Here is a 26,357-nt window from a genome sequence, read left to right on the forward strand (position 1 = left end):
TTTATTTATGAAGCTCTTTTCTTTCTCCTGTCTCTATATAATAAATGAGTTCTATTATATTGGTGGCATGATCAGCGATCCTTTCTAAGTATCTTGAAATCATTATAAGTTGAACTATTTGTTGAGTAAGTATTGGATTTTTGTAGATTTCTTCTAAGAGTTCATTGGATATCTCCTGATATTTAAGGTATACAAAATTATAATATGAAGAGAGGTCTTCAAGTTGGTCTAAGTTAGGCTCAGAGTAGGCTCTTATTATGTCTTTTACCATCTTTTCTACTAAGGTAGCCAAGGAGATAATATCTGCAAGAGGTATCTCAAAGGAGTATTTTAATAAACTTGATGCAAATTTTGCAATGTCTACAGAGTAATCTCCTATTCTTTCCAAGTCTTTAATTATTTTCATGGTGGAGGCTATAATTCTTAGTTCTTTTGCTACAGGTTGATGAAGAGATAATATTTTAATACATTGGTTTTCTATATTCCAATTATAATCATCTACCAATTTGTCTGTTTCTATGACTTCCTGTGCTAAATCCAGATCTCTTGTTTTTATGGAGTCAAGAGTTTTGTGAAGCATCTTTTCTACGATGCTTCCCATTCTGAGAAGTTTTTCTTTGAGGGATTCGATTTCTTTAATAATTGTCGCTTTTTCCAAAATTAAGCCCTCTATTTTTAGATTTTGTGTAAGTATTATATAATTGTACAAATTCCTATTCAATTAATTTTTTTTTAAAGTTATCATGGTATAATTTTACATGTTATGAGTAGATGTATTTCATGTAATAAGAAAAAAGGAAAGAGAAGGTGTCCTGCACTTTCTGGGCTTATATGCACTGAGTGTTGTGGGACAAAAAGATTAAAAGAAATAAACTGTCCACCTGATTGTACTTATCTTAAAGAAGCTCAGTTGTATTCTATTGTGAGAGTTGAAGAAAAACCGGCAGATTTTCAAAGAAAACAGTGGGATTTGTTCTGGTATTTTGAGAGTTTGATATATAAATTCCTTCTGGAGTTTTCTAGCTTTACCGATGAAGAGCTCTTAGATGTAATTTCTTTAATGGAAAAGGAATACCAAACAAGAAAGAAAAATCTTTTTCTACCCTCTCTGCATCCTAGGTCTACTAGAGCATCAAAGTTGAAGTCTATTCTCGAAGAGGAATTTACTAAGCTTGAGAAGCAAGTAAACGATTTTGGTCTACCTATTTTTACCCTTGATGATTTTCTTAAAGTGTTATCCTTTGAGAAAGAAAGAATAGAGAGATACATGAGGAAAAATAGAAATGTGGGCAATAACTTATTTATACAAGTTCTGAGGAGTGAAGTAGAAGCCTTTACAGTTCAGAGGAGAAGAGAAAAAATATATGAGTAGAATTAGAGATATTAATTTATGGGAATCTGGAAAGAAGAAAATTGAATGGGTAAAAAATTTTATGCCTGTAGTTAATACCCTTGAGTCTAAATATTCTTTCTCTCAAATTTTCAAGGATAAAACCATAGGTATGTGTATCCATCTGGAAGCAAAAACTGCAAGGCTTGCTCTTGCCTTTAAGAATTGTGGTGCAAAAGTGGTATGTGCAGGAAGTAATCCTCTTTCTACGCAGGATGATGTAGCTGCTTATCTTGTTAAAGAGGGAATTGAGGTCTTTGCATGGAGAGGGGAAAGTTCTGAAGATTATGAAAGAAATTTAGAGGAGGTTTTAAAAAAGGAGCCCAACTTAATAATAGATGATGGATTTGATCTTACAGTACTTCTTTATAAGAAGTTTTCTTATTTGAAACACAAAATTTTTGGGGTTGGGGAGGAGACTACTACAGGAGTTAAAAGGGCAAAGGCTTTATTGAAAGATAGAGGACTTGACTTTCCTGTAGTTGCGGTTAATGATTCAAAATTAAAATTTCTCTTTGACAATCGTTATGGTACCGGAGAATCAGCCATATCCTCTTTTATGAGAAATACAAATTTACTTATCTCGGGTAGAACCTTTGTAGTGGCAGGATATGGGTGGGTAGGAAGAGGGATTGCTCAAAAACTTCAAGGTTTAAAGGCAAAGGTCATAATAACAGAGGTAGATCCCATTAAGGCCTTAGAAGCACATATGGATGGCTTTTCAGTTATGCCAATGAAAGAAGCTGTAAAAATTGGTGATGTTTTTATTACTGCTACGGGGAATTTCAAGGTAATAGGAGAAGAGTATTTTTATGATTTAAAAGATGGTGCTATCCTTGCTAATGCTGGGCATTTTAATGTGGAGATAGATATGGAAACTTTGGAGAAAATTGCTATTGAAAAAAGAGAGGTTAGAGATAACATTCATGAATATAAGCTTCCAAATGGTAAGAGGGTTTTTGTTATTGCTGAGGGAAGACTTTTAAATCTTGCTGGAGGAGATGGGCATCCTATAGAAATAATGGATCTTTCCTTTGGTATTCAATTTCTTGTTATGAAGTGGCTTATGGAAAGAGGAAAAGAACTTCCTAAAGTTGTAATTTCTGTTTCTGAAGACATAGAGCTTGAAATTGCAAAAATAAAATTAGATAGTCTAGGAATAAGTATTGATACTTTAACTCCTGAGCAATTGAATTATCTTCAAAGTTGGGAATAAAAAATTAAAATAAAATCTTAAAGGGGGTATTTAATTAAATGATTGGTTTAGTCATTTTAGGTGTGATCGTTTTCATTGTGGTTTTTGTTATAGTTATATATAATCGTTTAGTAGTGTTGAGAAATAGAGTAGAAAATGCATGGGCACAAATTGATGTTCAGTTGAAGAAGAGATATGATTTAATTCCAAATCTTGTAGAAACAGTAAAAGCTTATGCATCTCATGAAAAAGAAGTTTTTGAGAAAATAGCCATGTATCGAGCTCAAATGGTAGGAGCAAAAACTCCTGGGGAGGCTGCTCAAGCTAACGAAGGACTTACTTCTGTGTTGAAGACACTTTTTGCTATTGCAGAGAATTATCCTGAATTGAAGGCAAATCAGAATTTTATGATGCTACAGGAAGAACTTTCAGGAATAGAATCTAAAATTGCCTATGCAAGGCAGTTCTATAATGACGTAGTAATGATGTATAATCAATCTCTTCAAGTGTTTCCTAATTCCATTATTGCTAACTTATTCGGCTTTAAGCCTAAGGAGTACTTTGAGGTAGAAAGTCCTGAAGAGAGGAGAGCTGTGAAAGTTAGCTTCTGAGATATGAAGCCTTTTACTTTTTATGAGGCTATAGAGTCTAATAAAAGGAAGACTTGGTTTATTGTTTTTATCATTTATTTTTTGCTTTTTTTTGTTTGTTATGCCGTTGTCTCTTATTTTGAATTGGGAGAAATAGGCATAATAATTGCTTTTTTGATAGTACTTTTTACAAATTACTATGCCTACCAAAAAAGCAATGAGATAATTTTAAACTATAGTGGGGTTAGGGAGCCTACAAGGGAAGAATACCCGTATCTCTTAAATGTGGTGGAGGGATTAAGTATTGCAGCAGGGATTCCAACTCCTAAAATTTACATTATGGATGATCCCTCTCCTAATGCCTTTGCCACAGGGAAAGATCCCCAAAATAGTGTAGTTGTAGTTACCAAGGGACTTTTAGATATCCTTAATAGGACAGAGCTTGAAGGAGTAATAGCACATGAGATCTCTCATATTAAAAATTATGATGTAAGATTGCAGACTATAGCAGCAGTTATGGTAGGATTGATTGTAATATTAGGTGATGGTTTAAAAAGATCCTTTTATTATTCAAAGAGAAGAAGAGACAAGGATGAGAACATATTAGGCATAGTTTCTCTGATAATTGCAATTTTGGCGCCTTTTCTTGCTACACTTTTACGGTTTGCCCTATCAAGGCAGAGGGAATATATGGCAGATGCCAGCGCTGCTATGCTTACTAGGTATCCTGAAGGGCTTGCTTCTGCTTTAGAAAAGATAGCTAAAAATTTTCAGCCAATAAAAAGAGCTAATGTGATGACTGCACCCCTTTATATCGTTAATCCTCTAAGTAGTAATGCGGTATCTAAGCTATTTAGCACTCATCCTCCTATTGAAGAGAGAATTAGAAGGCTTAGAATGATGGGGGAAAGATGGAAAATGTTGGATAAGGAGGGGTAGGATATGGATGTTTTTGAGGCTATAAAGAAGAGAAGGAGTATAAGAAAATATCAGAATAGAGAAATAGAAGAAGAAAAGCTTTTAAGGATTCTTGAGGCTGCAAGGCTTGCTCCTTCTGCAAGAAATAGGCAAGAGTGGAGATTCATAATAGTCAAAGATAAAAAGGTAAAGGAAGAATTAGTCAAAGAAGCCTCTCCCCATCAGCCTTTTATGCTACAAGCTCCTATCATAATTGTGGCTTATGTTATTGATAAAGACTATATTATGAGATGTGGGGTTCCTGCTCATTATATTGATGTGGCTATAGCTCTTACTCATATCCATTTACAGGCAGTAGAAGAGGGTCTTGGAACTTGTTGGATTGGATCTTTTTATCAAGATAAAGTAAAAAAGGTGTTAAATTTACCAGAGGAAGCAGAGATAATTCAACTAATGACCCTTGGATATCCAGCAGAAGATCCAGCACCAAAGACAAGACTCTCTCTGGATGAGATTGTAAAAATTCTTTAGAAGAAAATGAACTTCTTTTTCTTCCTTTTTATAAGATTTAGTATCTCTTGAATTTTTTCCTTTGTTGCACTTTCGCCTTTTTCTATTAATTCCTTTGCCTTATCAAAGTCAAAAGTACCGTAATTTTGAACCTCTGGTATTATCACAATATCAGCTTCTTTTTTATTATCCTCTTCAAGTTCGTAGTTCATTATGTCTATGGTCTGCATCAAAACATCAAAAAGAGATGGATTTAGAAGAGGATTTAGCCTTTTTTGAAATTCCCTGAAGATGCTTGTTTGAGATAAAGTATAAGTAATTTTCTCTGTAATTGTATTAGGCTTGTAAGGAATGTCAATACTTATGTTATTCTTTGGTGCCCATTTAGATCTTTTGTGAAGGCTTACTGCAATTACAATATCTGGTTTGTAAAGTTTCTTTAAATCTTTCACAGGAAGAGGAGAAAGTACACCTCCATCTATTAGAAGTTTATCTTTCCATGGAAAGGGCTGAAAGATTACAGGAATAGAAATGCTACCCCTTATTCCTTCTGAGACTTTTCCCTCTTGTACATATACTTTTTCTCCCATGATAAGATCTACAGCAATAGGAATAAATGGTTTCTTAAGCTTATCAAAAGTAGTCCCTTCTAAAAGGTTGTCTAAATACTCTAAGATTTTATCCCCTTTAATTATTCCTTGAAGAGATTTTGAAAAATCAAACAATTTGTAAAACTGCTCTTTATTTTCTGCAATACTGTTGGCTAAATTTTCTAATTCCTTAGAAGAATACCCCTTAGCATATAGTCCTCCAATTAAGGCACCAATACTACTTCCAGTAATAAAAGAAATTTCAATATTGTATTCTTCTAAAACTTTGAGTACTCCTATATGAGATAGACCTTTTGCACCACCGCTTCCTAAGGCTAATCCAATTTTCACTCCTCTCATATCTTAATTATAGCATTTATTTTTATTCCCTTATACCTATTAAGGGTATAATTTTATAAAGGTATTATATAATTGCAAGAAATTGAGAAAAATTTAACAATTAATGTTTACCCACATAGGTATAATTAATAAAAATTTAAAATTATAACACATTTAAGTTTTATTGACAATAATATTGTTATTGTGCTTAAATTAAATGTGAAAATAAAAAGATGTAGGAAGAGAGTATGACTTTAGGAAAGGTCAGAGAAATTTTAAAGGCTCAGGTTTTGTGTGGAGAGGAAAATTTGAATAGAGAAATTTCTATTGTTGGAGCTACAGATCTCATGAGTGATGCACTATGTTTGTTAGAAGAGGGCGCATTACTTTTGACTGGACTTATAACTATACAGGTAGTAAGAACTGCAGAAATGTTGGATCTGGTGGGTGTAGTATTTGTAAGAGGAAAGATTCCTCCTAAGGATGTTATTGACCTTGCTCGTAAGTCTAATTTACCTCTTCTCTCAACCAAGTACCCTATGTATGAGGCTTGTGGATTATTGTACACCGCTGGATTTAAAGGAAAGAAGGTAGATGTTGATTCTTGAAAATTCCCAAAGAATATCTTGAGAAGATAAAGGTTAAAGATATTATGAATACAGACATTGTAAGGCTTAGGCCTTACCAGGATATGCGTTCTATTCAAGAAATAATGAGAATTAAGAGAATTGATGCTATTCCTATTGTTGATGATTTAGAAAATCTTATTGGTCTTGTGACTGTAGAAAATGTAATTAATGCCCTCGCAAAAGGTGATATAAATGTTCCTTGTGAGAAATATATGGTGAGAGATCCTAAGTGTTTAAAGCCTGACGATAACCTTTATGAGGCGTTAATAAAGTTTAGGCGGTTTAGATTTGGAAGATTTCCTGTAGTAGACGAAAAAGGCAAGGTTCTTGGAATATTGAGCACAAAGGATATAGTATTAAATCTTGTAGATGTTGAAGATATTGAGGGAATAAAGGAGGAAAAGAAAGAAGAAGCGGTTCTTATTCTTGAATATCCAGTAATGGGTGGAGATTTTGCCTTAGCAGGAGTGGCATCTAGTAATGTGAAAAAAGTGCTTCAACAGCTTGGAATAGGTCCTGATATTATAAGAAAAGTTGCGGTAGTAACCTACGAGGCAGAAATGAATATTGTGATACATGCTTATAGAGGAGTTTTAAGGGTAAAAGTGACCCCTGAGTATATTGATATTGTAGCTGAGGATGAAGGACCAGGAATACCTGACATAGAATTGGCTATGCAACCTGGTTATTCTACTGCTCCCGACAACATAAGGGAGATGGGATTTGGAGCAGGGATGGGACTTCCTAATATAAAGAATTCCTCTGATGAGCTTCATATTGATTCTATAGTGGGAAGAGGAACCACAGTTCATTCAAGAATTTATTTAAAGAGGGAAAGGAATGTCTGAAAAGTATATTCATTCCGTTGCTATAAATCTTCAAAGATGTAGGGGATGTATCCACTGCATAAGGCATTGTCCTACAGAGGCAATGAGAGTAAGAAATGGTAAGTCTTTGATAATTCCTTATCGTTGTATAGATTGTGGAGAATGTATTAGAGTTTGTCCATATCATGCTCCTTTTGGTTTTACTCATACCCTTGATAGTATTGCCTATCTTGATAATATAGTAGTTATTATCTCTCCTGAATTCTATTCTCAATTTTCCACAAAATATTCTGTTGGCGATATACAGGAAGCTGTCAGAAAAGTTACTAATGCAAAAGAAGTATGGGATACCACTTATGCTATCTATCTCCTTGAAAATGCTTTATTAGATTATGTTAATTCTTCCCATAATCTGCCTCTTATTTCCACATATTGTCCTGCAATAATTGAGCTGATTCAGGTACGTTTTCCTACTCTTATTCCTAATTTATCTCCTTTTAAGTCTCCCATTGAGATTATGGGGCAAATTATAAGAGAGTATTGGAGCAAAAATTATTCTAATGAGAAATTAAATTTGGTTTACATTACTCCCTGTCCTGCTCTTGCAAGTTATTTAAAGGAAAATAAAGAAGAGGGAGTAGATTTTGTAATAGGCATAGATAACATTTATTTGAGAGTCAAAAAGGAACTTCAAGAAAATAAATCAGAAATATTAAAATTGTTTTATCCTAAGGGTATTCTTTGTGGAACTTTAGGGGGAGAATCTCAGATTTTTAATGAAGAAGAAGCAATAAGTGTAGGTGGTATAGAGAAGGTTGTAAAGGTATTGGAGGATTTGGAGAGAAATAAAATTCAAGAGATAAAGTTTTTGGAACTTAGAGCCTGTGAAGAAGGATGTGTAGGAGGAGTTTTAAATCCTGAAAATTATTACCTGGCAAAGAAGAGAATGCACTCTATTTATAAAAATTTAGACAAAGAAAAAATTGAAAATACGAATCTGTTAAAAGATATTGCTGAAGTACATATTTCCAAAATAGTAAGGATGTCTCCTATTTCTCCAAGACCTATATGGAAATTAGATGAAGATATTAATAAAGCTCTAAAGAAAATGGATGAGATGAAAAAAATCCTTCAGATTTTGCCTGGGCTTGATTGTGGGTCTTGTGGGGCACCCACTTGTGCATCTTTAGCAGAAGATATTGTAAGAGGTAATGCTCAGGTATATGATTGTATCTTTCTTTTAAAAGAGAAATTATGGGAGATGGCTAAGGAAATGGAAGAATTATCAAGGAGATCTTCTTCAGTTATTTTAAAGCGGAGGGAAGAGGAGAATGAAGATCAGTGAATTGATAAATAAACTTGGGCTTGAGCTAATCTTTCCCTATGATGAAGATTGGGAGGTAGAAAATGGTATAGTATGTGATTTACTTTCCTTTGTAATGGCAAATGCTCCTGAGAATTCTGTATGGGTGACTATACAAACACATGTAAATACTATTGCTGTTGCAACCCTTGCAGGAATAAAAGCAATCATATTTGTTTCTGGTCAAAAACCTGATGAGGAAACTATAAAAAAGGCAAAAGAAGAAAATATTATTCTTGCTCGTACTGAAGATACCGCTTTTAACATTGTAGGGAAGTTATATGAGCTTGGAATAAAAGGAGTAAAGAGAATACAATGAAAGGTAGGAGACTGGTTGAATTGATTGAAGGTAAAGCTTTAGTAGGTGAAGAAAAGCTTGATGAAATTGGTATCAAAAGGGCTTTTGCTGCTGATCTTATGAGCGATGTACTTGCAATGGTTACTTCTGAAGAGAGAGATGTGGTACTTATTACTGGTATTACAAATTCACAAATTGTAAGAACTGCTGAGATATTAGACATTCCTATGATAATAGTATGCAGAGGAAAAGTAGTGCCAAAAGATGTTATTGATCTTGCGAAAGAGAAAGGGATAATTTTAGTAAGTACTGAAAAAATAGTTTTTGAAGTAAGCGGGATTTTGTATTCTCATGGTATTGAATCTGCAGTTATGAAGAAAAAGGTAAAGGAGGAGTACAAAAATATTTGACTTGGATTGGAGTAGATCTTCATATTCATACCATACTTTCTCCTTGTGGAGACTGGAATATGAGCCCTAAAAAGATAGTTGAAAAAGCAAAAGAAATTGGATTAGGAATAATAGGGATAACTGATCACCACATGGTAGAAAATTTCCCTGCAGTTTCCTATTGGGGAGAGAAAATGGATATTTTAGTTATTCCTGGAATGGAAATTCAAACAAGAGAAGAAGTTCATGTACTAGGATTGTTTAAAAATTACAGTTCAGCGTATGAGTTTCAAAAAGAAATTTGGAATCATTTACCTGATAAAAAGAATGATGAGAATCTTTTTGGAGTTCAAGTAGTGGTTAATGAAAAAGATGAGGTAGAAAGAATTGAAGAAAGGTTATTGTTAACCTCAACAAATTTATCCTTAGAAGGAGTGACGAAGTTAATAAGAAAGTTTGATGGATTTATAATTCTTGCTCATATTGATAAACCTAATTTCAGTGTGCTTTCTAACTTGGGATTTATACCAGAAAATTTAGACTATGATTTACTTGAATTATCGAAGGAAGTAAAAATTGAGAAATTTTTGAGGGATAATTATGGTTTAATATCAAAAAAAAATAACTTTATAATTTCTTCTGATGCTCACTATTTAGATGATATTAAAAAACCAAGAACTTTCATAGGTGTAGAGGGTTTAACAATTGAAGATGTCTTCTTTAGCTTAAAAAATAAAATTATAAAAATAGAAGAAATGGAGGTATAGTTATGGCAGTAGAGCTAAAGTTTTCAGATTATGCCCAGAGAGAATTGGAAAAAATCTTAGATCAATTTTCCTCTACTAAAGGTTCACTTATTATGATATTGCATGCAATTCAAGAAAAGTTTGGTTATCTTCCTAAAGAAGCTTTAGAGATGGTATCTGAAAAACTAAAGATCCCGTTAAGTGAGATCTATGGAGTAGTGACTTTTTATTCCTTCTTTAGGTTGGAGCCTCAAGGTAAACATGTGATTAGACTCTGTATGGGTACTGCCTGTTATGTTAAAGGAGCAGCAGATCTATTAACAGCTTTAGAGCAGATAGGACTCAAAGAGGGTAAAGTAACTGAAGATGGTTATTTCTCTTTGGATCTTGTAAGGTGTATTGGTGCTTGTAGTATGGCTCCTGCTCTTATGATTGACGAAGAAGTATATGGAAAGCTTACTCCTGATAAATTGAAAAAATTGATAGAGAACTTCAGAAAAGAACATCAATGAAAGAATTGTCTCTTCATTTGTTGGATTTGGTGCAAAATTCTATAGAGGCTGGAGCTAGAAATATTTATATTGAGATGAAGAAGGATTTGGAAAATAAAAAATTGTTTTTAAAGATAAAGGATGATGGAAAAGGAATTCCTCCTGAGGTTTTGGAGGAATTAAAGAATCCCTTTTTTACTACAAGAAAAACCAGAAAGGTGGGTTTAGGGATTCCTTTATTCTGGGAATTAGTAAGAAGTTGCAATGGAAATCTAAATGTTAGATCAGAAATAGGGAAAGGAACGGAAATTATTGCAGAAGTTCCTTATGATTGCATTGATCTTCCTCCTTTGGGGGATATTTCAGGCACCATTTTGTCTCTTATAGTAGCAAACCCTGATTTAAATTTAAACTTTAAATTTGAAAAGAACGGAGACATTTTTGAATTTTCTACCGAAGATTTGAAAAGGGAATTAAATGGTATTCCCTTAAATAGTTTAGAAGTTATCTCCTTTTTAAAAAAATATATTTATGAAAATTTGGGAGGTTGGTAAAAATGAGTAAAAAACTTACTATTGAGGACCTCAAAAAAATTAAAGAGAAAGCTCAGGCAGACCTTGAGGCAAGGAGTGCTGAGGGTAAAGACAAAATAGTGGTACATATGGGGACATGTGGAATTGCTGCAGGTGCAAGAGAAACTTTACTTGCAATCCTAGATGAAATAGAAAAGAGAAATTTAAAGAATGTAGTAGTGACCCAAGCTGGGTGTATTGGTCTTTGCGAATACGAGCCTTTAATATCAGTAGAAAAAGTAGGAAGCTCTAAGGTTTTATATAAGCATGTCACCCCAGAAAAGGCAAGAAAGATTATTGCTCAGCATATTGTTAACGGACAAATTGTTACTGAAGACGTACTTTCTACAGAATAAGATTAACACATCATAGGATAAGGAGGTTTAAAGATGCCAGAGAGAGCGCACATTTTAATATGTGCAGGAGCAGCATGTATTTCTGCAGGAGAGGAAAGTTTTAAGTCTGCCCTTGAAAGGGAGCTTAAAGAGGCGGGAATTTACGATGAGGTAAAGATAATTGAAACGGGCTGTTTTGGGACCTGCGATTTAGGTCCTGTGATGGCTATTTATCCTGAAGGTACTTTTTACATAAGATTAAAGCCTCAAGATGCCAAAGATATTGTTCATGAGCATCTCCTTAAAGGTAGAGTAGTAGAAAGACTTCTTGTTAAGGAGCCAGAATTAAAGAAAACAATTCCTACTATTAATGAATTACCTTTCTTTAAAAATCAGGTAAGAATAGCATTGAGAAATGTGGGCTTTATTGATCCGTTAAATATTGAAGAGTATATAGCTAGAGATGGCTATTCTGCCCTTGCAAAGGTTCTTACAGAGATGAAGCCCGAAGAGGTAATAGAAGAGGTGAAGAAGTCAGGCCTTAGAGGTAGAGGTGGAGCAGGGTTTCCAACAGGCTTAAAGTGGGAGCTTGGAAGAAAAGCAAAGGGAGAAGAGAAATATATTGTTTGTAATGCCGATGAGGGTGACCCTGGAGCTTTCATGGACAGAAGTATTATGGAAGGAGATCCTCATTCGGTAATTGAGGGAATGTTAATTGGGGGATACGCGATTGGTGCTAAAAAGGGATTTGTTTATATAAGAGCAGAGTATCCTCTTGCTATCAAAAGGCTTACAGTAGCACTGGAACAAGCAAGGAATTACGGAATTTTAGGAGAGAATATTCTTGGAACTGATTTTTCTTTTGATATTGAAATAAGAATAGGAGCAGGGGCTTTTGTATGTGGTGAAGAGACAGCTTTAATTGCCTCTATTGAAGGTAAGAGGGGAATGCCGAGACCAAGACCTCCTTTCCCTGTTAATTCAGGTCTTTGGGGTAAGCCTACTGTTATTAACAACGTGGAAACTTGGGCAAATATCCCTCCAATAATTTTGAACGGAGCAGAGTGGTTTAGTAGTTTTGGAACAGAAAAAAGCAAAGGCACAAAGGTTTTTGCTCTTGCAGGAAAGATAAATATGACTGGTCTTATTGAGGTTCCCATGGGTATTACCTTAAGGGAAGTAGTATATGATATTGGTGGAGGAATTCCTGGGGGTAAGAAATTTAAAGCGGTGCAGATAGGAGGTCCTGCGGGAGGCTGTATTCCGGCAGAATATCTTGATACTCCAATAGACTACGAATCTATAACTGCTCTTGGAGCCATAATGGGTTCTGGTGGTCTCATTGTGATGGATGAAGATAATTGTATGGTGGATGTAGCTAAGTTCTTCCTTTCTTTCACTCAGGATGAGTCCTGTGGAAAATGTGTACCTTGTAGGGTGGGTACAAAGAGAATGTTAGATATTCTTGACAAGATTACTAAAGGTGAAGGTACAGAGGAAGACTTAGTAGAGTTAGAGGAGCTTGCTTATACGGTAAGAAATACTTCTCTATGTGGTCTTGGTAAGGGGGCTCCGAACCCTGTACTTACTACTCTTAAATATTTCAGAGATGAATATTTAGCCCATATTAGAGATAAAAAATGTCCTGCTAAGGTATGTACCGCATTAATCCATTATGAGGTGATAAGAGAAGAATGCAGAAAATGTTCCATATGTTTTAGAAACTGTCCTGTAGGAGCAATTTATAAAGATGAAGATGGAACTTATGTAATAGATCAATCTAAATGTACAAAGTGCGGAATCTGTTTCCAAGTGTGTCCATTTAGTGCTATTAAGAAGGAGTAAAAAAGGGGGGGGGATTATTTTTTCCCCCTACTTTTTTAATCTTCTCTAATCTCTAACTTTTGCGTAGCTATTTTTAAAAATTTAATATATTGACAAATAGAAAAACGTTTTTATAAACTAATAAAAAATCATATTGAGAAGTGGGGTGAATAATTTGCTTTTAGGAATTGATATTGGTACATCTGGTACTAAAGCTTTACTTATTGATGATGATGGTAGAGTAATTGGAAGTTCTACTGTAGAATATCCCCTTTATACTCCTTTTCCATCCTGGTCAGAACAAGAGCCAGAAGATTGGTGGAAGGCAACAAAAGAGGCTGTGGTTAGCGTAATAGATAAGACAGGAGTATCGCCTAAGTTAATCAAAGGCATAGGCTTATCTGGTCAGATGCATGGTTCGGTATTTTTGGATGAGAAAGGAAATGTAATAAGGAGAGCAATATTGTGGAATGATCAAAGGACTGCTAAGCAATGCGATGAAATTGTAGAGAGGGTTGGGGGAGTAAAGAGGCTTTTAGACTTTACTTTAAATCTTGCTCTTACTGGATTTACAGCACCAAAAATATTATGGCTTAGAGAGAATGAGCCAGAAAATTACTCTAAAGTACATAAAGTACTACTTCCCAAGGATTATATAAGATTTAGATTAACAGGAGAATATGCCTCTGACGTTTCTGACTCCTCGGGAACTTTGCTTTTTGATGTAAAGAACAGAAAATGGTCAAAGGAGATGTTAAATTTATTGGAAATTCCAGAAGAGTGGATGCCAAAAGTATATGAATCACCAGAAATTACTGGTACTTTACTTCCCAGCGTAGCTGAGGAATTAGGTCTTCCTTCTGGGATTCCTGTAGTGGGCGGTGGTGGTGATAATGCTTCTCAAGCAGTAGGAAGTGGTATTGTCAAAAGTGGAATTCTTTTTGTAAGCTTAGGAACTTCAGGGGTTATATTTGCTCACTTGGATACTCCTGAGGGGGATCCTGAGGGAAGACTTCACACTTTCTGTCATGCAGTACCTGGTAAATGGCATACTATGGGAGTAATGCTTTCTGCAGGTGGATCCTTCAGATGGTTTAGAGATTCTTTTGGAGATGTAGAAATAGAACTCTCTAAGTGGACTGGTAGAGATCCATACGAATTTTTAACTATGGAGGCAGAAAATGTGCCTCCTGGCTCTGAGGGTCTAATTTTTCTGCCATATCTTACAGGTGAAAGGACTCCCCATGCAGATCCCCTCGCGAAAGGTGTATTTGCTGGGATCAGTTTGAGACATAAAAAGCCTTATTTTGTGAGATCGGTTCTTGAGGGAGTAGCCTTTGGACTTAGAGATTCCTTAGAACTTATGAAGAATCTTGGGATAGAAATGAAGGAAATAAGAGCCATTGCAGGTGGTGCAAGAAGCAAATTGTGGAGACAAATTCTTGCAGATGTATTTAATACTCCTATAACTACTATAAATGTAACAGAAGGCGCTGCGTATGGAGCAGCACTTCTTGCAGGTGTTGGTGTGGGTGTCTATAAGAGTGTAGAAGAGGCTTGTGATAGAGTTGTTAAAGTGATGAGCTTAGAAGAGCCTAATTCAGAAAGGGCAAAGATGTATGAGGAAATGTATGGATTATATAGGGAACTTTATCCACTATTAAAAGAGTATTATAGGAAGCTTTCTAACTTCATTGATAAATATTATTCCAATAAAAAGTAAAAAAGGAAATTTTTGATTTAAAATTTATTTTAAAAAAAGGGAGAAGATAAAATTCTTCTCCCTTTTTTTATTGAAAATTTTCCTTAATTTATTGTAATCTTTATTAGCTTATGATATTATTTTTTTGCTTGTTTATTAAAAAAAAGAAGGAGGATAGGAGAGATGAGAAACATTGTAGTAGAGAAGCTAAATTCTTTGCCAGTAGAAGAACATGGTGTGGAACTTGTAGAAAGAAAAGGAATAGGACATCCTGACTCCATTTGTGATGCTATTATGGACCAGATATCTGTAAATTTATCACAGGAGTATATAAAGCGTGTAGGAAATATTTTACATCATAATATTGATAAGAGTTTGCTTGTAGCTGGAGAGGTGGAAAGAAAACTTGGAGTAGGCGGCGAAGTTAAAAAGCCGATGCTTCTTGTCATAGGAGACAGAGCAACCTTTGAAGTGGATGGTATAAGGATACCTGTAGAGGAGATAGCTATTGAAACAGCAAAGGAATGGTTTAGAAAAAACCTGAGATTTGTCGATCCAGATAAACATGTAAAATTTCAGGTAGAACTTTATCCAGGTTCTCCAGAACTTACAGATATTTTCAGAAGAAGAAAGGGATTGCTTCCTGCCAATGATACCTCAGCAGCTGTGGGATATGCGCCTTTAACTTCTACAGAAAAGATCGTATTAGAACTTGAAAGATATTTAAACTCAAAAGAGTTTAAGGCTATTCATCCAGAGGTAGGAGAAGATATTAAAATAATGGCATTTAGACAAAAGAAGAATTTGCAATTGACTATAGCAATGCCCCTTATCGATAGATATGTAACTAGCGTTAAAGATTATTTTGAAAAGAAAGAAGTTATCAAGAGTATTGTGGAAGATTTTGTAAGTGAGAAAGCTCAGAATTTTGAAAATATCACTATTGATATCAATACCTTGGATGATCCAGAAAGAGGCATGGACGGTATTTATGTAAGTGTGCTTGGAACTTCAGCGGAAGATGCAGATTCAGGACAGGTAGGAAGAGGAAATAGGGTAAATGGTGTTATTGCATTAAATCGTCCAATGGGGACAGAAGCTGCAGCTGGAAAGAACCCTGTAAGCCATGTTGGAAAGATCTATAACATTCTTACTCATAAGATTGCCAATGAGATCTATCAAAAGGTACCAGGTATTAAAGAGGTCTATGTGTGGCTATGTAGCCAAATTGGAAAACCCATTGATCAACCTAAAATTGCTACAGCTCAATTAATCTTAGAAAATGGAACTTCAATATATGATGTGGCAAAACCAGTAGAAGATATAATTGATCAAGAGTTGGCTAATATTGAGAAATTCTGTAACGAGCTTGCCGAAGGGAAGTATTCTGTATGGTAGAGAAGGTTCCTCATTGGGCTGATTTAGCCGCAGAAGAGATAATCCGTCTTAAAGGCAAAAAAAACGTGGTAGCTACAGGGATTACTCCCTCAGGTCCCATTCATCTTGGGAACCTGAGGGAGATCCTTACTGGTGATGCTCTTTATAGAGCCTTGCAAGATAAAGGCTCAGAAGTAGAATTTATTTATATTGCTGATACTTTTGATCCTTTAAGAAAAGTATATCCTTTTCTTCCTGATTCTTATGCTGAACATGTGGGAAAGCCCATCTCTGAAATACCAGATCCCGAGGGATGTCATGAAAACTATGCTGAACACTTTTTAGAGCCCTTCTTGGAAGCAATCAAAATTTTAGGAATAGAGCCCAAAGTTATAAAGGCTCATGAAAGCTATAAAAACGGACTTTATACAGAGATCATTGATTTAACTTTACAGAATAACGAGAAGATAACTCAAATCCTCAATGAAATTGCAGGAAGAAATCTGGAGAAAAACTTTGTTCCCCTTCTTCCTAAGTGCGAAAAGTGCGGAAGATTGACCACTACAAGTATAGTCTCCTTTGACGTAAAAAAGCATCAGGTAGAATATCAATGTAAATGTGGACATACGGGAATTGCAGACTATAGTAAAGGAGAAGCAAAACTCCCTTGGAGATTAGACTGGCCTGGAAGATGGAAGATATTTGGAGTTACTGTTGAACCTTTTGGTAAAGATCATGCTACTACAGGGGGTTCTTACGATACTGGCAAAGTAATTACAAAAGAAATATTTGGGTATGAGCCACCATATCCTTTTATATATGAATGGATATATTTAAAAGGAAAAGGTGCAATGTCAAGTTCAAAAGGTATTGCCATACCTATTAATGAAATATTAGAGATTCTTCCCCCTTCATGGGTAAGATATCTCATATTGAGATACAAACCCGATAAACATATAGATTTTGATCCAGTAAATGGATATATTCTCTTGGCAGAGGATTATGAAAGATTAGAAAGAATATATTATAGATTAGAAGGTACTGAGGAGGAATGGGCTGAGCTTGCAAGAGTTTATGAGCTTTCTCAAGTTAAAGGGGTACCAAAGGAACCTGGTCCTCAAGTACCTCTAAGGCATATTATCACACTAACGCAAATTTCCTTAGGAAATAAAGAGCTCCTAAAAGAAATGCTTATAAGGAGTGGGTATGAAAAAGAACTTGAAAAATTTGATGAGATATTAAAAAGGGTAGAATATGTTAAAAATTGGCTTGAAAAATTTGCACCATCTCAAGTAAAGTTTAAGCTTCAAGAAGAAATTCCAGAGATTGTAAAAAGTTTTTCTCCTAAGGAGAAAGGGTTTTTAAGAGACTTAGCTCAAAAAATAAAAGAAAAAGATTGGCAAGGAGAAGAACTTCAAAATTTCATATATACCTTAGCTCAAGAACATAATATAGAAGGAAAAAGAGCTTTCCAATTAATATATTTGGCTTTTTTAAACCAAACTTCAGGACCAAGGGCAGGACATTTCTTGGTTTCCTTACCAAAGGACTTTGTGGTTAAAAGGCTTGAGGAAGCAGGAACTTTATAAATTCATTTTAGGTTCCTGCTTCCTGGCTTTACAAGGGGTACCCCCTCTTTACACAAGGGACATTCCTCGGGTTTATAAGTATCAAGTTTCAATTGGATCAAAGAGTATAAAGGTTCATCAAAGATTTTTTTTCCGCCACTTCTATCCACAATACAGGCAAAAGCTACCACTTCTCCTCCATACTCCTTTACCAACTCTGCCACCTCTAACGCAGATCCTCCTGTAGTTACTACATCCTCACATATAAGAACCTTTTCACCAGGATTTATATTAAAACCTCTTCTTAATTTCATTTTTCCCTCTTCTCTTTCTGCAAAAATTCCTCTCACTTTTAATGCTCTTGCAAGTTCATAAGCAACAATTATTCCTCCAAGAGCAGGTCCTACTACTACATCTATCTGTAAGTCCTTTGGAATTTTTTCAGCAATTTCTTTGGCAATTTTTTCAGAAAGGTCAGGATATTGAAGAATAAGAGCACACTGAAGATAGTTTGGACTGTGAAGTCCTGAGGAGAGTAAAAAATGCCCCTCTAAAAATGCTCCTTTTTCTTTAAATATCTCAAGCCAATTCATAAAAGTTCATTCCCTCCCTAAATAAGATATTTATAAAAATTCTTTGGATTTAGCTCTTGAGAGAAGGGGAAGATTTCATTTATATATCTTCTTACATCTACACATAAGTGACATTTGCCTACATATCCCTCTTGTGATTTTTTAAATCCAAATTTTTCTGCATATTTCATAAGTCCATAGGGACCTTCTTCTACTAAGATTTTTACAAAAGGAAGTTTTTCCAAGTCAAAGTTTTCATAGAATTCTTCTAGGTCTTCTATTTTGCCTAAAGATAATCCTCCACAAAAATATGGAATATAGTTTCCATAGAGATCAAAATGAGCATGTTGAGATTCTAAGATTTCAAATCTGCAATTTTCTTCCCTAAAAACTTCTGCCGAATATTTTTTAAATAAATGTCCTAAGTAGAAGCCTGATCTTCCTCCTGGAATTAACGCATAACCTTCCCAAAAGATATACCCAGCCATTTTCTCCCCATAAATTTCTATCCATTTTTCTAATGGTATAGAGTTTTCAATATCAATTTTTGCAATCTCTCCTAAAAAGTGCTCCATGTATACAATAACGTTTTTGGGTCCAAATACTTCTAAGGCAGTTTCTATAGCAAGAAGAGTTCTCTTTAATGGAATTTTCTCTGCGTGAAAGGGAGAACAGCTTATAAATATTTTAGGAAGGCCTGATGATTTTAGAAGGGAGAATTTTTCATATACATCTTCTTTGTTTATACACCAGCTGGCATTGGTTTCCACATAACCTATGTACAAACCAAGTTCTTTTGCTTTTTTTACTGCATAAAGTAGGAGAGGGAAATTTAAGAAGGGCTCTCCTCCTGCAAAATGAATACCATGGAATAGTATATTTTTATCGGGGGGAGGAGTATAGTCCTTCCATATTTTCTTAGTTCCATTGAGTAGCGAGTCTAAGTATTCTCTACTTATAAAGTCCGTCCACTCGGGACCTGAAGCATATAAACAATGTCTACATCTTGATGAGCACTTATATGTAAGTATTATTCCTAAGGAATCTATAGGAAGAAGCATATTTTAATAATACCATAATTTTTGCTATGATTATAGTATGACTATATCTTAGCAGGGAGGATTTTGAAATGAAAATTTTTTGGGATAAGCCCATAGATGTGAGTCTTTTAATTCATGAGGATATGCTTTTTTGGCCCAATGATCCTAAATTTCAAAGGGAATGGGTAGCAAAAATATCGGAAGGTAAGAATGCAAATCTTTCAAAGATAACTTTAGGGTCTCACACAGGAACCCATATAGATACGCCTTACCATTTTCTTGACCATGGCAAAACTCTTGAAAATATTGATATATCCAGATTCTATGGTTTTGCTAAGGTCTTTGAAATAAAAAATCCTAATAAGATTCTCTTACAAGATATTGAGACTTTGCCTATTGAAGAGGGAGACATTATTCTTTTTAAAACAAAAAATTCTTTACTTTTAAAAGAGAACATTTTCCACGATGATTATGTTGGTTTGTCACTTGAGGCTGCGAGATATCTTGCGGACAAGAATGTAAAGACCATAGGAATAGACTATTTATCTATAGGTCCAAGAGGAGATGAGGGCAGAGAAGTGCATAGGATACTTTTAGGTAAAGAAATAGGGATTATAGAAGGTTTGAATCTTTTAGAAATAAAAGAGGGAAGGTATTTCATGATGGCTCTTCCCTTAAAGATTAAGGGTGGAGAGGGCTCTCCTGTAAGGGCTATTTTATTTCCTATAGAGGAATAGATGTCTTATGAGAGTTGCAGTTGTCCATGATTGGATCGTTAATATAGGTGGTGCTGAGAAGGTATTAAAGGCAATTTTAGAGCTTTTTCCTGATGCTGATGTTTATACTCTTGTTTATTTAAAGGATACCCTCAGAAAATTAGGGATAAATAATAAGGTTTATTCTTCCTTTATTAGTGGACTTCCTTTTGCAAAAACAAAATATTCTTACTATTTACCTCTTATGCCCTTAGCTATTGAGCAATTTGATTTGTCTAAATATGATCTTGTTATCTCTAGTAGTCATTGTGTAGCAAAAGGAGTATTAACGAAATCTTATCAGATCCACATTTGTTATTGTCATACTCCCATGAGATATATTTGGGATCTATATTTTCCGTACTTAAAGGAACATAAATTAGAAAATGGTATTAAGGGTATATTTGTGAAGCCTATTCTTCATTATCTAAGAATATGGGATGTTTCAAGTGCTAATAGGGTAGATTATTTTGTTGCCAATTCTCAAAACGTAGCAAATAGAATAAGGAAAATATATAGAAGGGATTCTGTAGTAATATATCCTCCTGTGGATGTGGAAAGGTTTCTTCCTTCTTATAAGAAAGAGGATTATTTTATGGTGCTTTCTCGTCTTGTTCCATATAAAAAAGTAGATTTAGTGGTAGAAACTTTTAACGAGCTAAATCTTCCTCTTGTAGTGATTGGTGATGGGGAAGAAATGGGGAAGATTAAAAAGATGGCAAAGGAAAATATAAAAATTTTGGGTTGGCAAGAGGATGATGTGGTAAAGGAGTATCTTGCAAAGGCTCAAGCTTTAATCTTTGCCTCTGAGGAAGATTTTGGTATCGTATCTGTGGAGGCTCAAGCATGTGGTACTCCTGTAATAGCCTATAATAGAGGTGGTGCTAAGGAGACAGTAATTGATGGAGAAACAGGGATACTCTTTGAGGAACAAAATGTAGAAAGTCTAAAAAAGGCTGTTTTGAGATTTTTAAAAGAGAGGGATAATTTTCAAAGGGATAAAATTATGGAGAATGCTAAAAGATTTTCTGAGGATCGTTTTAAAAGGGAATTTAAATCCTATATAGAAGGGATAATAAGGTAGAAAATTGAAAATTTATGATAAAATAACTAATGTTATGAGAGGGAAATTAACAATCCGAAAGACAGTTTTTTTAAGTTTTTTAATTATTTTTATTTTATTTTTAAATCCTATATTTGGATGGTCTGCCAAGACTCATCAAAAAATTGTCAAGGAGGCTCTTTATTCTTTGCCAAAAGAATATCAACGAAAACTTGTGCCATATTTAGATGAGCTTCTTGAGGGTAGCGTAGCTCCAGATAAAGTATATAGAGATTTTGATAATCATATATTCCATGTTCATGGGAATAAGGGTAGAGGTCCTGAAAAGGTGAGAGAAAAGTATTATGAGATTATTAGTCTAATTCAGGAAAGGAAGCCTTGGAGACTTATTGCTTTTCAGCTTGGAGTTCTATCCCATTATATTGCTGATTTAAATCAGCCTCTTCATACCGATTCAAGTAAAAAGGAAGATCAGTTTCATAGCAAGTACGAAAAAGATGCCGAGGTGATAAATCCTAAAATTACTTCTGATTTGACCTTTATTAAGTATCCTACAAGGCATATTTTAGATAGTATATTTAATGCGAATCGCTTTTATAAAGCTATAGAAAAAGCTTATTTAGAGGGAGACCAGTTTAAGGATGTTTCCAAAGTTACCCAAAAACAGATAAATAAGGCAACCTACGATACTGCATCCTACTTCTATAGTATCCTTACAAGAGGAAGTAGGGGCACCACATTGATGGATCTAATTTATGATTTTATTGACTATATTTTTTCTTTGTTTAGGATCAATTTTAAAATGTAGTTGGGAGGAATTTCCTATGAGAATTGCAATAATTGGAGGAACGGGTGTTTATGATCCAAAATTTTTGGAAAATCCTGAAGAGATTAAGGTTTCTACTCCCTATGGGGAGGTAAAGCTTTTAAAAGGGATATATCAGGGAGAAGAAGTAGGATTTCTTGCAAGACATGGGGCAGGACATACAGTTCCACCTCATAGAATAAACTATAAGGCGAATATGTGGGCTTTAAAAAGCCTTGGGGTGGAAAGAATACTGTCAACTACTGCTGTGGGGAGTTTAAAGCTTAATTTAGTTCCAGGTGATTTAGTAATTCTTGATCAGTTTATTGACTTTACTAAGAATAGAGATCATACTTTTTATAACGGTGATGATGGTAAAGTAATTCATATAGATTTTACTAATCCTTATTGTCCTGAATTAAGAAATATTTTATATGAGACATCTAAGGAAATAGGAATAAAGGCTCATCCCTTTGGGACTTATGTATGTACCGAGGGACCTCGCTTTGAGACTCCAGCAGAGATTAAAATGTATTCTTTCTTCGGAGACGTGGTGGGTATGACCAATGTGCCCGAGGTTATTCTTGCAAGAGAACTTGAAATCTGTTATGCATCTGTATCCTTAGTGACTAATTATGCGGCCGGTATATCTCCTAATCCTTTAACTCACAGTGAGGTTCTTGAGGTTATGACACAAAATATTGAAAAAGTAAGAAAATTATTTGCAGCAGTGATCCCTAAGATTCCTAAGGAGAGAAATTGTATTTGTAAGAATGCACTAAAGGAGTATAGGGAGAAGGGATTGTTATGAATCCAATTGAATGGAAGAATAATATCTTATACATTTTAGATCAGACAAAACTTCCTTGGAAAGAAGATTATATTCTTTGTTTCAAGTATCAACAGGTAATAGATGCAATTAAAAAGATGAAGATTAGAGGGGCACCAGCTATTGGAGTTGCAGCTGCTTATGGTATCACTTTAGCTGCTATAAAGTATACGGGTTCGAATCTTGCTGACTATGTTCACGAAGTTATAGGAGAGTTTGCAGTATCAAGACCTACTGCGGTAAATCTTTTCTTTGCTATTGAAAGAATGGCAAAGGTGGTCAATTCTAATAAAAACTTATCTCCATCGGAATTAAAAATTTTGCTTCTTGAAGAAGCTAAAAAAATAGAGAATGAAGAAAGAGAGAAATCCATAGCAATATCAAATTTTGGAGCTGAAATACTACCAGATGGTGTAAAGGTTCTTACCCATTGTAATACAGGGAGTCTTGCAACAATTGGTCCTGGAACTGCTCTTGGAATTATTAAGGAAGGATGGAAGAGAGGAAAGATATCTCATGTGTATTTCACTGAGACAAGACCTCTTCTTCAGGGAGCAAGACTTACAGGTTGGGAGCTTGCTAAGGAAAATATTCCAGCTACCATGATAACTGATAATATGGTAGGATATGTCTTTTCTAAAAAGATTGTAGATTTGGTAATTGTAGGTGCTGATAGGATTACCTTAAGAGGCGATGTGGCAAATAAGATAGGCACTTATTCTTTCGCTATTCTTGCTAAATATCACAATATTCCATTCTATGTGGCTGCGCCTATTTCTACCTTTGATTTTAATCTTGAAGCTGGTAGTGAAATACCTATTGAAGAAAGAGAACAAGAAGAAGTACTCTCCTTTGTTAATAAAAGAATAACCCCAGAAGGGATTTCGGCTTTAAATCCTGCCTTTGATGTTACTCCCGCAGAACTAATTTCCGGCATTGTTACTGATAAAGGTGTGATTTATCCTCCCTTCAAGGAGAATATTCAGAAATTAAAGGAGGAACTTAAATTATGAGAATCTTGATTGAGAATGTTAGTGTTTTCCAAGAGGGTGATATTCTTAATAATAAAAATATTCTTATTGAAAATGATATTATAAAAGAAATCTCAGAAGATAAAAATTTTGAGAAAATAGATTACGTGATTGAAGGAAAAAATAAAATAGCTTTGCCTGGACTTGTTAATACTCACACTCACCTTGCCATGACTCTTTTTAGAGGATTTGCTGACGATCTTCCCCTTAAGGAGTGGCTTGAAGAAAAAATCTGGCCTCAAGAGGCGAAATTAACGGCCGAGGATGTTTATTGGGGAAGTCTTTTAGGAATATGTGAGATGATTAAAGGGGGAACTATTGCTTTTGCTGATATGTATTTCTTTATGGATGAAGTGGCAAAAGCAGTAAGTGAAAGTGGTGTAAAAGCTTCTTTGTCAGTGGGTATGATAGGAGTCTCTGGGAATGAGAATGAGATATTAAATAGAGGGGTAAATTTTGCTCAAAATTGGCACAATGCTGAAAATGGAAGAATTAAGGTTATGCTTGCACCTCATGCTCCTTATACTTGTCCACCTTCTTTTTTAGAGAAGGTCATAAACAAAGCTGTGGAGATGAATTTAAGTATTCATACTCATCTTTCAGAGACATACTTGGAGGTAGAAAATATCAAAAACATTTATGGTCTGACTCCAGTAAGACTTATGGATAGAATTGGACTTTTTAATGTTCCTGTTCTTGCAGCCCATTGTGTCTTTGTAGATGATGAAGAAATAGAGATACTTTCTGAAAAAGGGGTAGGTGTGGCTCATAATCCTCAAAGTAATTTAAAACTTGCATCGGGAGTTGCTCCTGTGAAAAAGATGGTAGAAAAAAGGGTAAAAATAGGTCTTGGTACTGATGGGCCTGCAAGTAATAATAACTTGGATCTATGGGAAGAGATAAGGTTAGTAGCTACGTTACATAAGGGAGTAGAAAAGGATCCTGTTTGTATTCCTGCTAAAGAAGCCTTAAATATGGCTACTAAAAATGGAATGGAGATTTTAGGTTTTGAGAATTCTGGAATTATTAAGGAGGGATATAAGGCAGATTTGATTCTTGTGAATATTAATAAACCTCATTTTTATCCAAGGCATAATCTAATTTCTCACCTGGTTTATTCTGCTTTATCTTCAGATGTGGATACGGTAATTGTGGATGGAAAAGTTTTGATGGAAAAGAGGGAGCTAAAGATTCTTGATGAGGAAAAGATCATGTTTGAGGCTGAAAAAAGAGCCTTTGATTTAATTAAAAAAAGATAGGAGGATGAAGCTATGGCAGCTTCTTGGGTTTATATCGAAGATATACCAAGGATCCAAGAAGGAGAAGTTGAGATAAGAGGTTGGCTTTTTAACAAAAGATCTAGTGGCAAAATTGTATTTCTTATAATAAGAGATGGTACAGGATATATTCAAGGAGTAGCTACTTTGGATAATTTCACCGAAGAGGAGTTGGATAGTTTTGAGAAAATACCTATTGAATCCTCACTTATTGTGGTTGGAGATTTGAGGAGAGAGCCTAGAGCTCCGGGAGGATACGAATTACTACTTAAAAGAGTTAATATAGTTTCTTATTCTGAAGATTATCCTATACAGAAAAAGGACCACTCTGTAGATTTCCTTCTTGAGAGGAGACATCTTTGGATTAGATCTCGTAAACAAAATGCCATTTTAAGAATAAGAAGTGAAGTAGTTAAAGCTATTAGAGATTTTTTGGACGAGAAAGGATTTGTTCTGATTGATGCTCCCATACTTACCCCTTCTTCCTGTGAAGGTACAACTACTCTCTTTTCTCTAGATTATTTTGATCTTGGGAAGGCATATCTTTCTCAAAGTGGACAATTATATATGGAAGCAGCTTGTATGGCTTTTGGGAAGGTGTACTGTTTTGGTCCTGCTTTTAGAGCTGAGAAGTCGAAAACCAGAAGGCATTTGACAGAGTTTTGGATGGTTGAACCTGAGATGGCTTTTTGGGATTGGCAAGATAATATGAAACTTCAAGAGGAATTAGTAAGCTATATAGTCCAGAGGGTTTTGGAAAAGAGAAAAAGAGAATTAGAGATTTTAGAGAGAGATACAAAACCTCTTGAAAAGGTTGTGCCTCCTTTCCCAAGGATAACTTATAGGGAAGCTATAGAGATTCTTAAGAGGAATGGACAAGATATAGAATATGGAGATGATTTTGGAGGTGACGAAGAGACCATAATATCAAATCAGTTTGATAAGCCTGTATTTATTCATCATTATCCTGCTAAAATAAAACCTTTCTATATGCAACCAGATCCAGAGAATCCCAATGAGGTTCTGAATAATGACCTTTTAGCTCCTGAAGGATATGGAGAAATAATTGGAGGTAGCCAAAGGATACATGATCTGAAACTTTTAGAGAAAAAGTTAGAAGAATACAATTTACCAAGAGAGGTTTTTGAGTGGTATTTAGATTTGAGAAGATATGGAAGTGTTCCTCATTCGGGATTTGGGCTTGGGATTGAAAGAACTGTGGCTTGGATATGTGGATTAAAACATGTAAGAGAGGCAATTCCTTTCCCAAGAATGATATATCGAATTTATCCATAGATAATTAAGTTGACATTACTACATAATGTGGTTATA

29 protein-coding genes are annotated in these 26,357 nt (G+C 34.9%); 25 read left to right on the forward strand and 4 right to left on the reverse strand.

Annotated elements, in window-relative coordinates; translation table 11 throughout:
* Nucleotide 1: 1 nt before the first annotated feature.
* Nucleotides 2–658, reverse strand: coding sequence for a phosphate signaling complex protein PhoU (phoU, locus tag DTUR_RS04605; RefSeq protein WP_012583268.1), 657 nt, complete (start codon nt 656–658; stop codon nt 2–4).
* Between the two features lie 105 nt (nt 659–763).
* Here phoU and DTUR_RS04610 point away from each other — a divergent pair, with 105 nt between their 5' ends.
* The 5 genes from DTUR_RS04610 to DTUR_RS04630 are packed head-to-tail and all read left to right on the forward strand — an operon-like array spanning nt 764 to nt 4,624.
* The gene (locus DTUR_RS04610; protein WP_012583269.1) at nt 764–1,372 is read left to right on the forward strand and encodes a hypothetical protein; all 609 of its coding nucleotides are present in this window, start codon (nt 764–766) and stop codon (nt 1,370–1,372) included.
* Entirely contained in the window at nt 1,365–2,606 is a 1,242-nt protein-coding gene (locus DTUR_RS04615; protein ID WP_012583270.1) for an adenosylhomocysteinase, read from the forward strand. Before DTUR_RS04610 ends, DTUR_RS04615 begins: the two co-directional genes overlap by 8 nt.
* 38 nt (nt 2,607–2,644) lie before the next feature.
* The gene (locus tag DTUR_RS04620; RefSeq protein ID WP_012583271.1) at nt 2,645–3,196 is read left to right on the forward strand and encodes a LemA family protein; all 552 of its coding nucleotides are present in this window, start codon (nt 2,645–2,647) and stop codon (nt 3,194–3,196) included.
* 3 nt (nt 3,197–3,199) lie between these two features.
* On the forward strand, nt 3,200–4,114 hold the full coding sequence (htpX, locus tag DTUR_RS04625; RefSeq protein ID WP_012583272.1) for a zinc metalloprotease HtpX: 915 nt from the start codon (nt 3,200–3,202) through the stop codon (nt 4,112–4,114).
* A 3-nt stretch (nt 4,115–4,117) separates the two neighbouring features.
* Complete coding sequence (locus tag DTUR_RS04630) at nt 4,118–4,624, forward strand: nitroreductase family protein (protein ID WP_012583273.1); 507 nt, start codon at nt 4,118–4,120, stop codon at nt 4,622–4,624.
* Here DTUR_RS04630 and DTUR_RS04635 read toward each other — a convergent pair.
* A complete protein-coding gene (locus tag DTUR_RS04635; protein ID WP_012583274.1) occupies nt 4,621–5,553 on the reverse strand; it encodes a patatin-like phospholipase family protein in 933 nt (310 codons plus the stop codon). The two genes, DTUR_RS04630 and DTUR_RS04635, sit on opposite strands and share 4 nt — an antisense overlap.
* Before the next feature lie 227 nt (nt 5,554–5,780).
* Here DTUR_RS04635 and DTUR_RS04640 point away from each other — a divergent pair, with 227 nt between their 5' ends.
* The 13 genes from DTUR_RS04640 (at nt 5,781) to lysS (ending at nt 17,674) form a co-directional block, all read left to right on the forward strand.
* A complete protein-coding gene (locus tag DTUR_RS04640; protein ID WP_012583275.1) occupies nt 5,781–6,140 on the forward strand; it encodes a DRTGG domain-containing protein in 360 nt (119 codons plus the stop codon).
* Nucleotides 6,137–7,009, forward strand: a complete 873-nt coding sequence (locus DTUR_RS04645) for a CBS domain-containing protein (protein ID WP_012583276.1) — start codon at nt 6,137–6,139, stop codon at nt 7,007–7,009. Before DTUR_RS04640 ends, DTUR_RS04645 begins: the two co-directional genes overlap by 4 nt.
* Nucleotides 7,002–8,333, forward strand: coding sequence for a [Fe-Fe] hydrogenase large subunit C-terminal domain-containing protein (locus tag DTUR_RS04650; protein ID WP_012583277.1), 1,332 nt, complete (start codon nt 7,002–7,004; stop codon nt 8,331–8,333). Before DTUR_RS04645 ends, DTUR_RS04650 begins: the two co-directional genes overlap by 8 nt.
* Nucleotides 8,320–8,670: a hypothetical protein gene (locus tag DTUR_RS04655; protein WP_012583278.1), complete on the forward strand. Its 351-nt coding sequence runs from the start codon at nt 8,320–8,322 to the stop codon at nt 8,668–8,670. Before DTUR_RS04650 ends, DTUR_RS04655 begins: the two co-directional genes overlap by 14 nt.
* The gene (locus DTUR_RS04660) at nt 8,667–9,059 is read left to right on the forward strand and encodes a DRTGG domain-containing protein (RefSeq protein WP_012583279.1); all 393 of its coding nucleotides are present in this window, start codon (nt 8,667–8,669) and stop codon (nt 9,057–9,059) included. The genes DTUR_RS04655 and DTUR_RS04660 overlap by 4 nt, the downstream gene beginning before the upstream one ends.
* A complete protein-coding gene (locus DTUR_RS04665) occupies nt 9,056–9,805 on the forward strand; it encodes a PHP domain-containing protein (RefSeq protein ID WP_012583280.1) in 750 nt (249 codons plus the stop codon). The genes DTUR_RS04660 and DTUR_RS04665 overlap by 4 nt, the downstream gene beginning before the upstream one ends.
* Before the next feature lie 2 nt (nt 9,806–9,807).
* The gene (gene nuoE / locus DTUR_RS04670; protein ID WP_012583281.1) at nt 9,808–10,296 is read left to right on the forward strand and encodes an NADH-quinone oxidoreductase subunit NuoE; all 489 of its coding nucleotides are present in this window, start codon (nt 9,808–9,810) and stop codon (nt 10,294–10,296) included.
* A complete protein-coding gene (locus DTUR_RS04675; RefSeq protein ID WP_012583282.1) occupies nt 10,293–10,829 on the forward strand; it encodes an ATP-binding protein in 537 nt (178 codons plus the stop codon). The genes nuoE and DTUR_RS04675 overlap by 4 nt, the downstream gene beginning before the upstream one ends.
* 2 nt (nt 10,830–10,831) lie before the next feature.
* Entirely contained in the window at nt 10,832–11,203 is a 372-nt protein-coding gene (locus DTUR_RS04680; protein ID WP_012583283.1) for a (2Fe-2S) ferredoxin domain-containing protein, read from the forward strand.
* A 33-nt stretch (nt 11,204–11,236) separates the two neighbouring features.
* The gene (gene nuoF, locus DTUR_RS04685; protein WP_012583284.1) at nt 11,237–13,027 is read left to right on the forward strand and encodes an NADH-quinone oxidoreductase subunit NuoF; all 1,791 of its coding nucleotides are present in this window, start codon (nt 11,237–11,239) and stop codon (nt 13,025–13,027) included.
* Between the two features lie 145 nt (nt 13,028–13,172).
* Nucleotides 13,173–14,729 carry a xylulokinase gene (gene xylB / locus DTUR_RS04690; RefSeq protein WP_012583285.1) on the forward strand — a complete coding sequence of 519 codons (1,557 nt, stop codon included), beginning with the start codon at nt 13,173–13,175 and terminating at the stop codon, nt 14,727–14,729.
* A gap of 162 nt (nt 14,730–14,891) precedes the next feature.
* Nucleotides 14,892–16,106 (forward strand): methionine adenosyltransferase, encoded by a 1,215-nt coding sequence (locus tag DTUR_RS04695; RefSeq protein ID WP_012583286.1) that lies wholly within the window; start codon nt 14,892–14,894, stop codon nt 16,104–16,106.
* A complete protein-coding gene (gene lysS, locus DTUR_RS04700) occupies nt 16,100–17,674 on the forward strand; it encodes a lysine--tRNA ligase (protein WP_012583287.1) in 1,575 nt (524 codons plus the stop codon). Before DTUR_RS04695 ends, lysS begins: the two co-directional genes overlap by 7 nt.
* Nucleotides 17,675–17,676: 2 nt before the next feature.
* Here lysS and pyrE read toward each other — a convergent pair whose 3' ends face one another.
* Nucleotides 17,677–18,246, reverse strand: a complete 570-nt coding sequence (gene pyrE, locus DTUR_RS04705) for an orotate phosphoribosyltransferase (RefSeq protein WP_012583288.1) — start codon at nt 18,244–18,246, stop codon at nt 17,677–17,679.
* 17 nt (nt 18,247–18,263) lie between these two features.
* On the reverse strand, nt 18,264–19,286 hold the full coding sequence (locus DTUR_RS04710; protein WP_012583289.1) for a radical SAM protein: 1,023 nt from the start codon (nt 19,284–19,286) through the stop codon (nt 18,264–18,266).
* A 68-nt stretch (nt 19,287–19,354) separates the two neighbouring features.
* Between DTUR_RS04710 and DTUR_RS04715 the strand changes: the two genes are divergently transcribed.
* Genes DTUR_RS04715 through asnS form a run of 7 tightly spaced genes read left to right on the forward strand, consistent with a single transcriptional unit; the run spans nt 19,355 to nt 26,321 of the window.
* Nucleotides 19,355–20,002: a cyclase family protein gene (locus tag DTUR_RS04715; RefSeq protein ID WP_012583290.1), complete on the forward strand. Its 648-nt coding sequence runs from the start codon at nt 19,355–19,357 to the stop codon at nt 20,000–20,002.
* 7 nt (nt 20,003–20,009) lie between these two features.
* The gene (locus DTUR_RS04720) at nt 20,010–21,104 is read left to right on the forward strand and encodes a glycosyltransferase family 4 protein (RefSeq protein WP_012583291.1); all 1,095 of its coding nucleotides are present in this window, start codon (nt 20,010–20,012) and stop codon (nt 21,102–21,104) included.
* A 34-nt stretch (nt 21,105–21,138) separates the two neighbouring features.
* The gene (locus DTUR_RS04725) at nt 21,139–21,891 is read left to right on the forward strand and encodes a zinc dependent phospholipase C family protein (protein ID WP_164931074.1); all 753 of its coding nucleotides are present in this window, start codon (nt 21,139–21,141) and stop codon (nt 21,889–21,891) included.
* 16 nt (nt 21,892–21,907) lie between these two features.
* On the forward strand, nt 21,908–22,699 hold the full coding sequence (mtnP, locus tag DTUR_RS04730; RefSeq protein WP_012583293.1) for an S-methyl-5'-thioadenosine phosphorylase: 792 nt from the start codon (nt 21,908–21,910) through the stop codon (nt 22,697–22,699).
* Nucleotides 22,696–23,730, forward strand: coding sequence for an S-methyl-5-thioribose-1-phosphate isomerase (gene mtnA, locus DTUR_RS04735; RefSeq protein ID WP_012583294.1), 1,035 nt, complete (start codon nt 22,696–22,698; stop codon nt 23,728–23,730). The genes mtnP and mtnA overlap by 4 nt, the downstream gene beginning before the upstream one ends.
* Nucleotides 23,727–25,007, forward strand: coding sequence for an amidohydrolase (locus DTUR_RS04740; RefSeq protein WP_012583295.1), 1,281 nt, complete (start codon nt 23,727–23,729; stop codon nt 25,005–25,007). Before mtnA ends, DTUR_RS04740 begins: the two co-directional genes overlap by 4 nt.
* A gap of 12 nt (nt 25,008–25,019) precedes the next feature.
* Entirely contained in the window at nt 25,020–26,321 is a 1,302-nt protein-coding gene (gene asnS / locus DTUR_RS04745) for an asparagine--tRNA ligase (RefSeq protein ID WP_012583296.1), read from the forward strand.
* Nucleotides 26,322–26,357: the final 36 nt, after the last annotated feature.

This window comes from Dictyoglomus turgidum DSM 6724, assembly GCF_000021645.1.
GTDB lineage: Bacteria > Dictyoglomota > Dictyoglomia > Dictyoglomales > Dictyoglomaceae > Dictyoglomus > Dictyoglomus turgidum.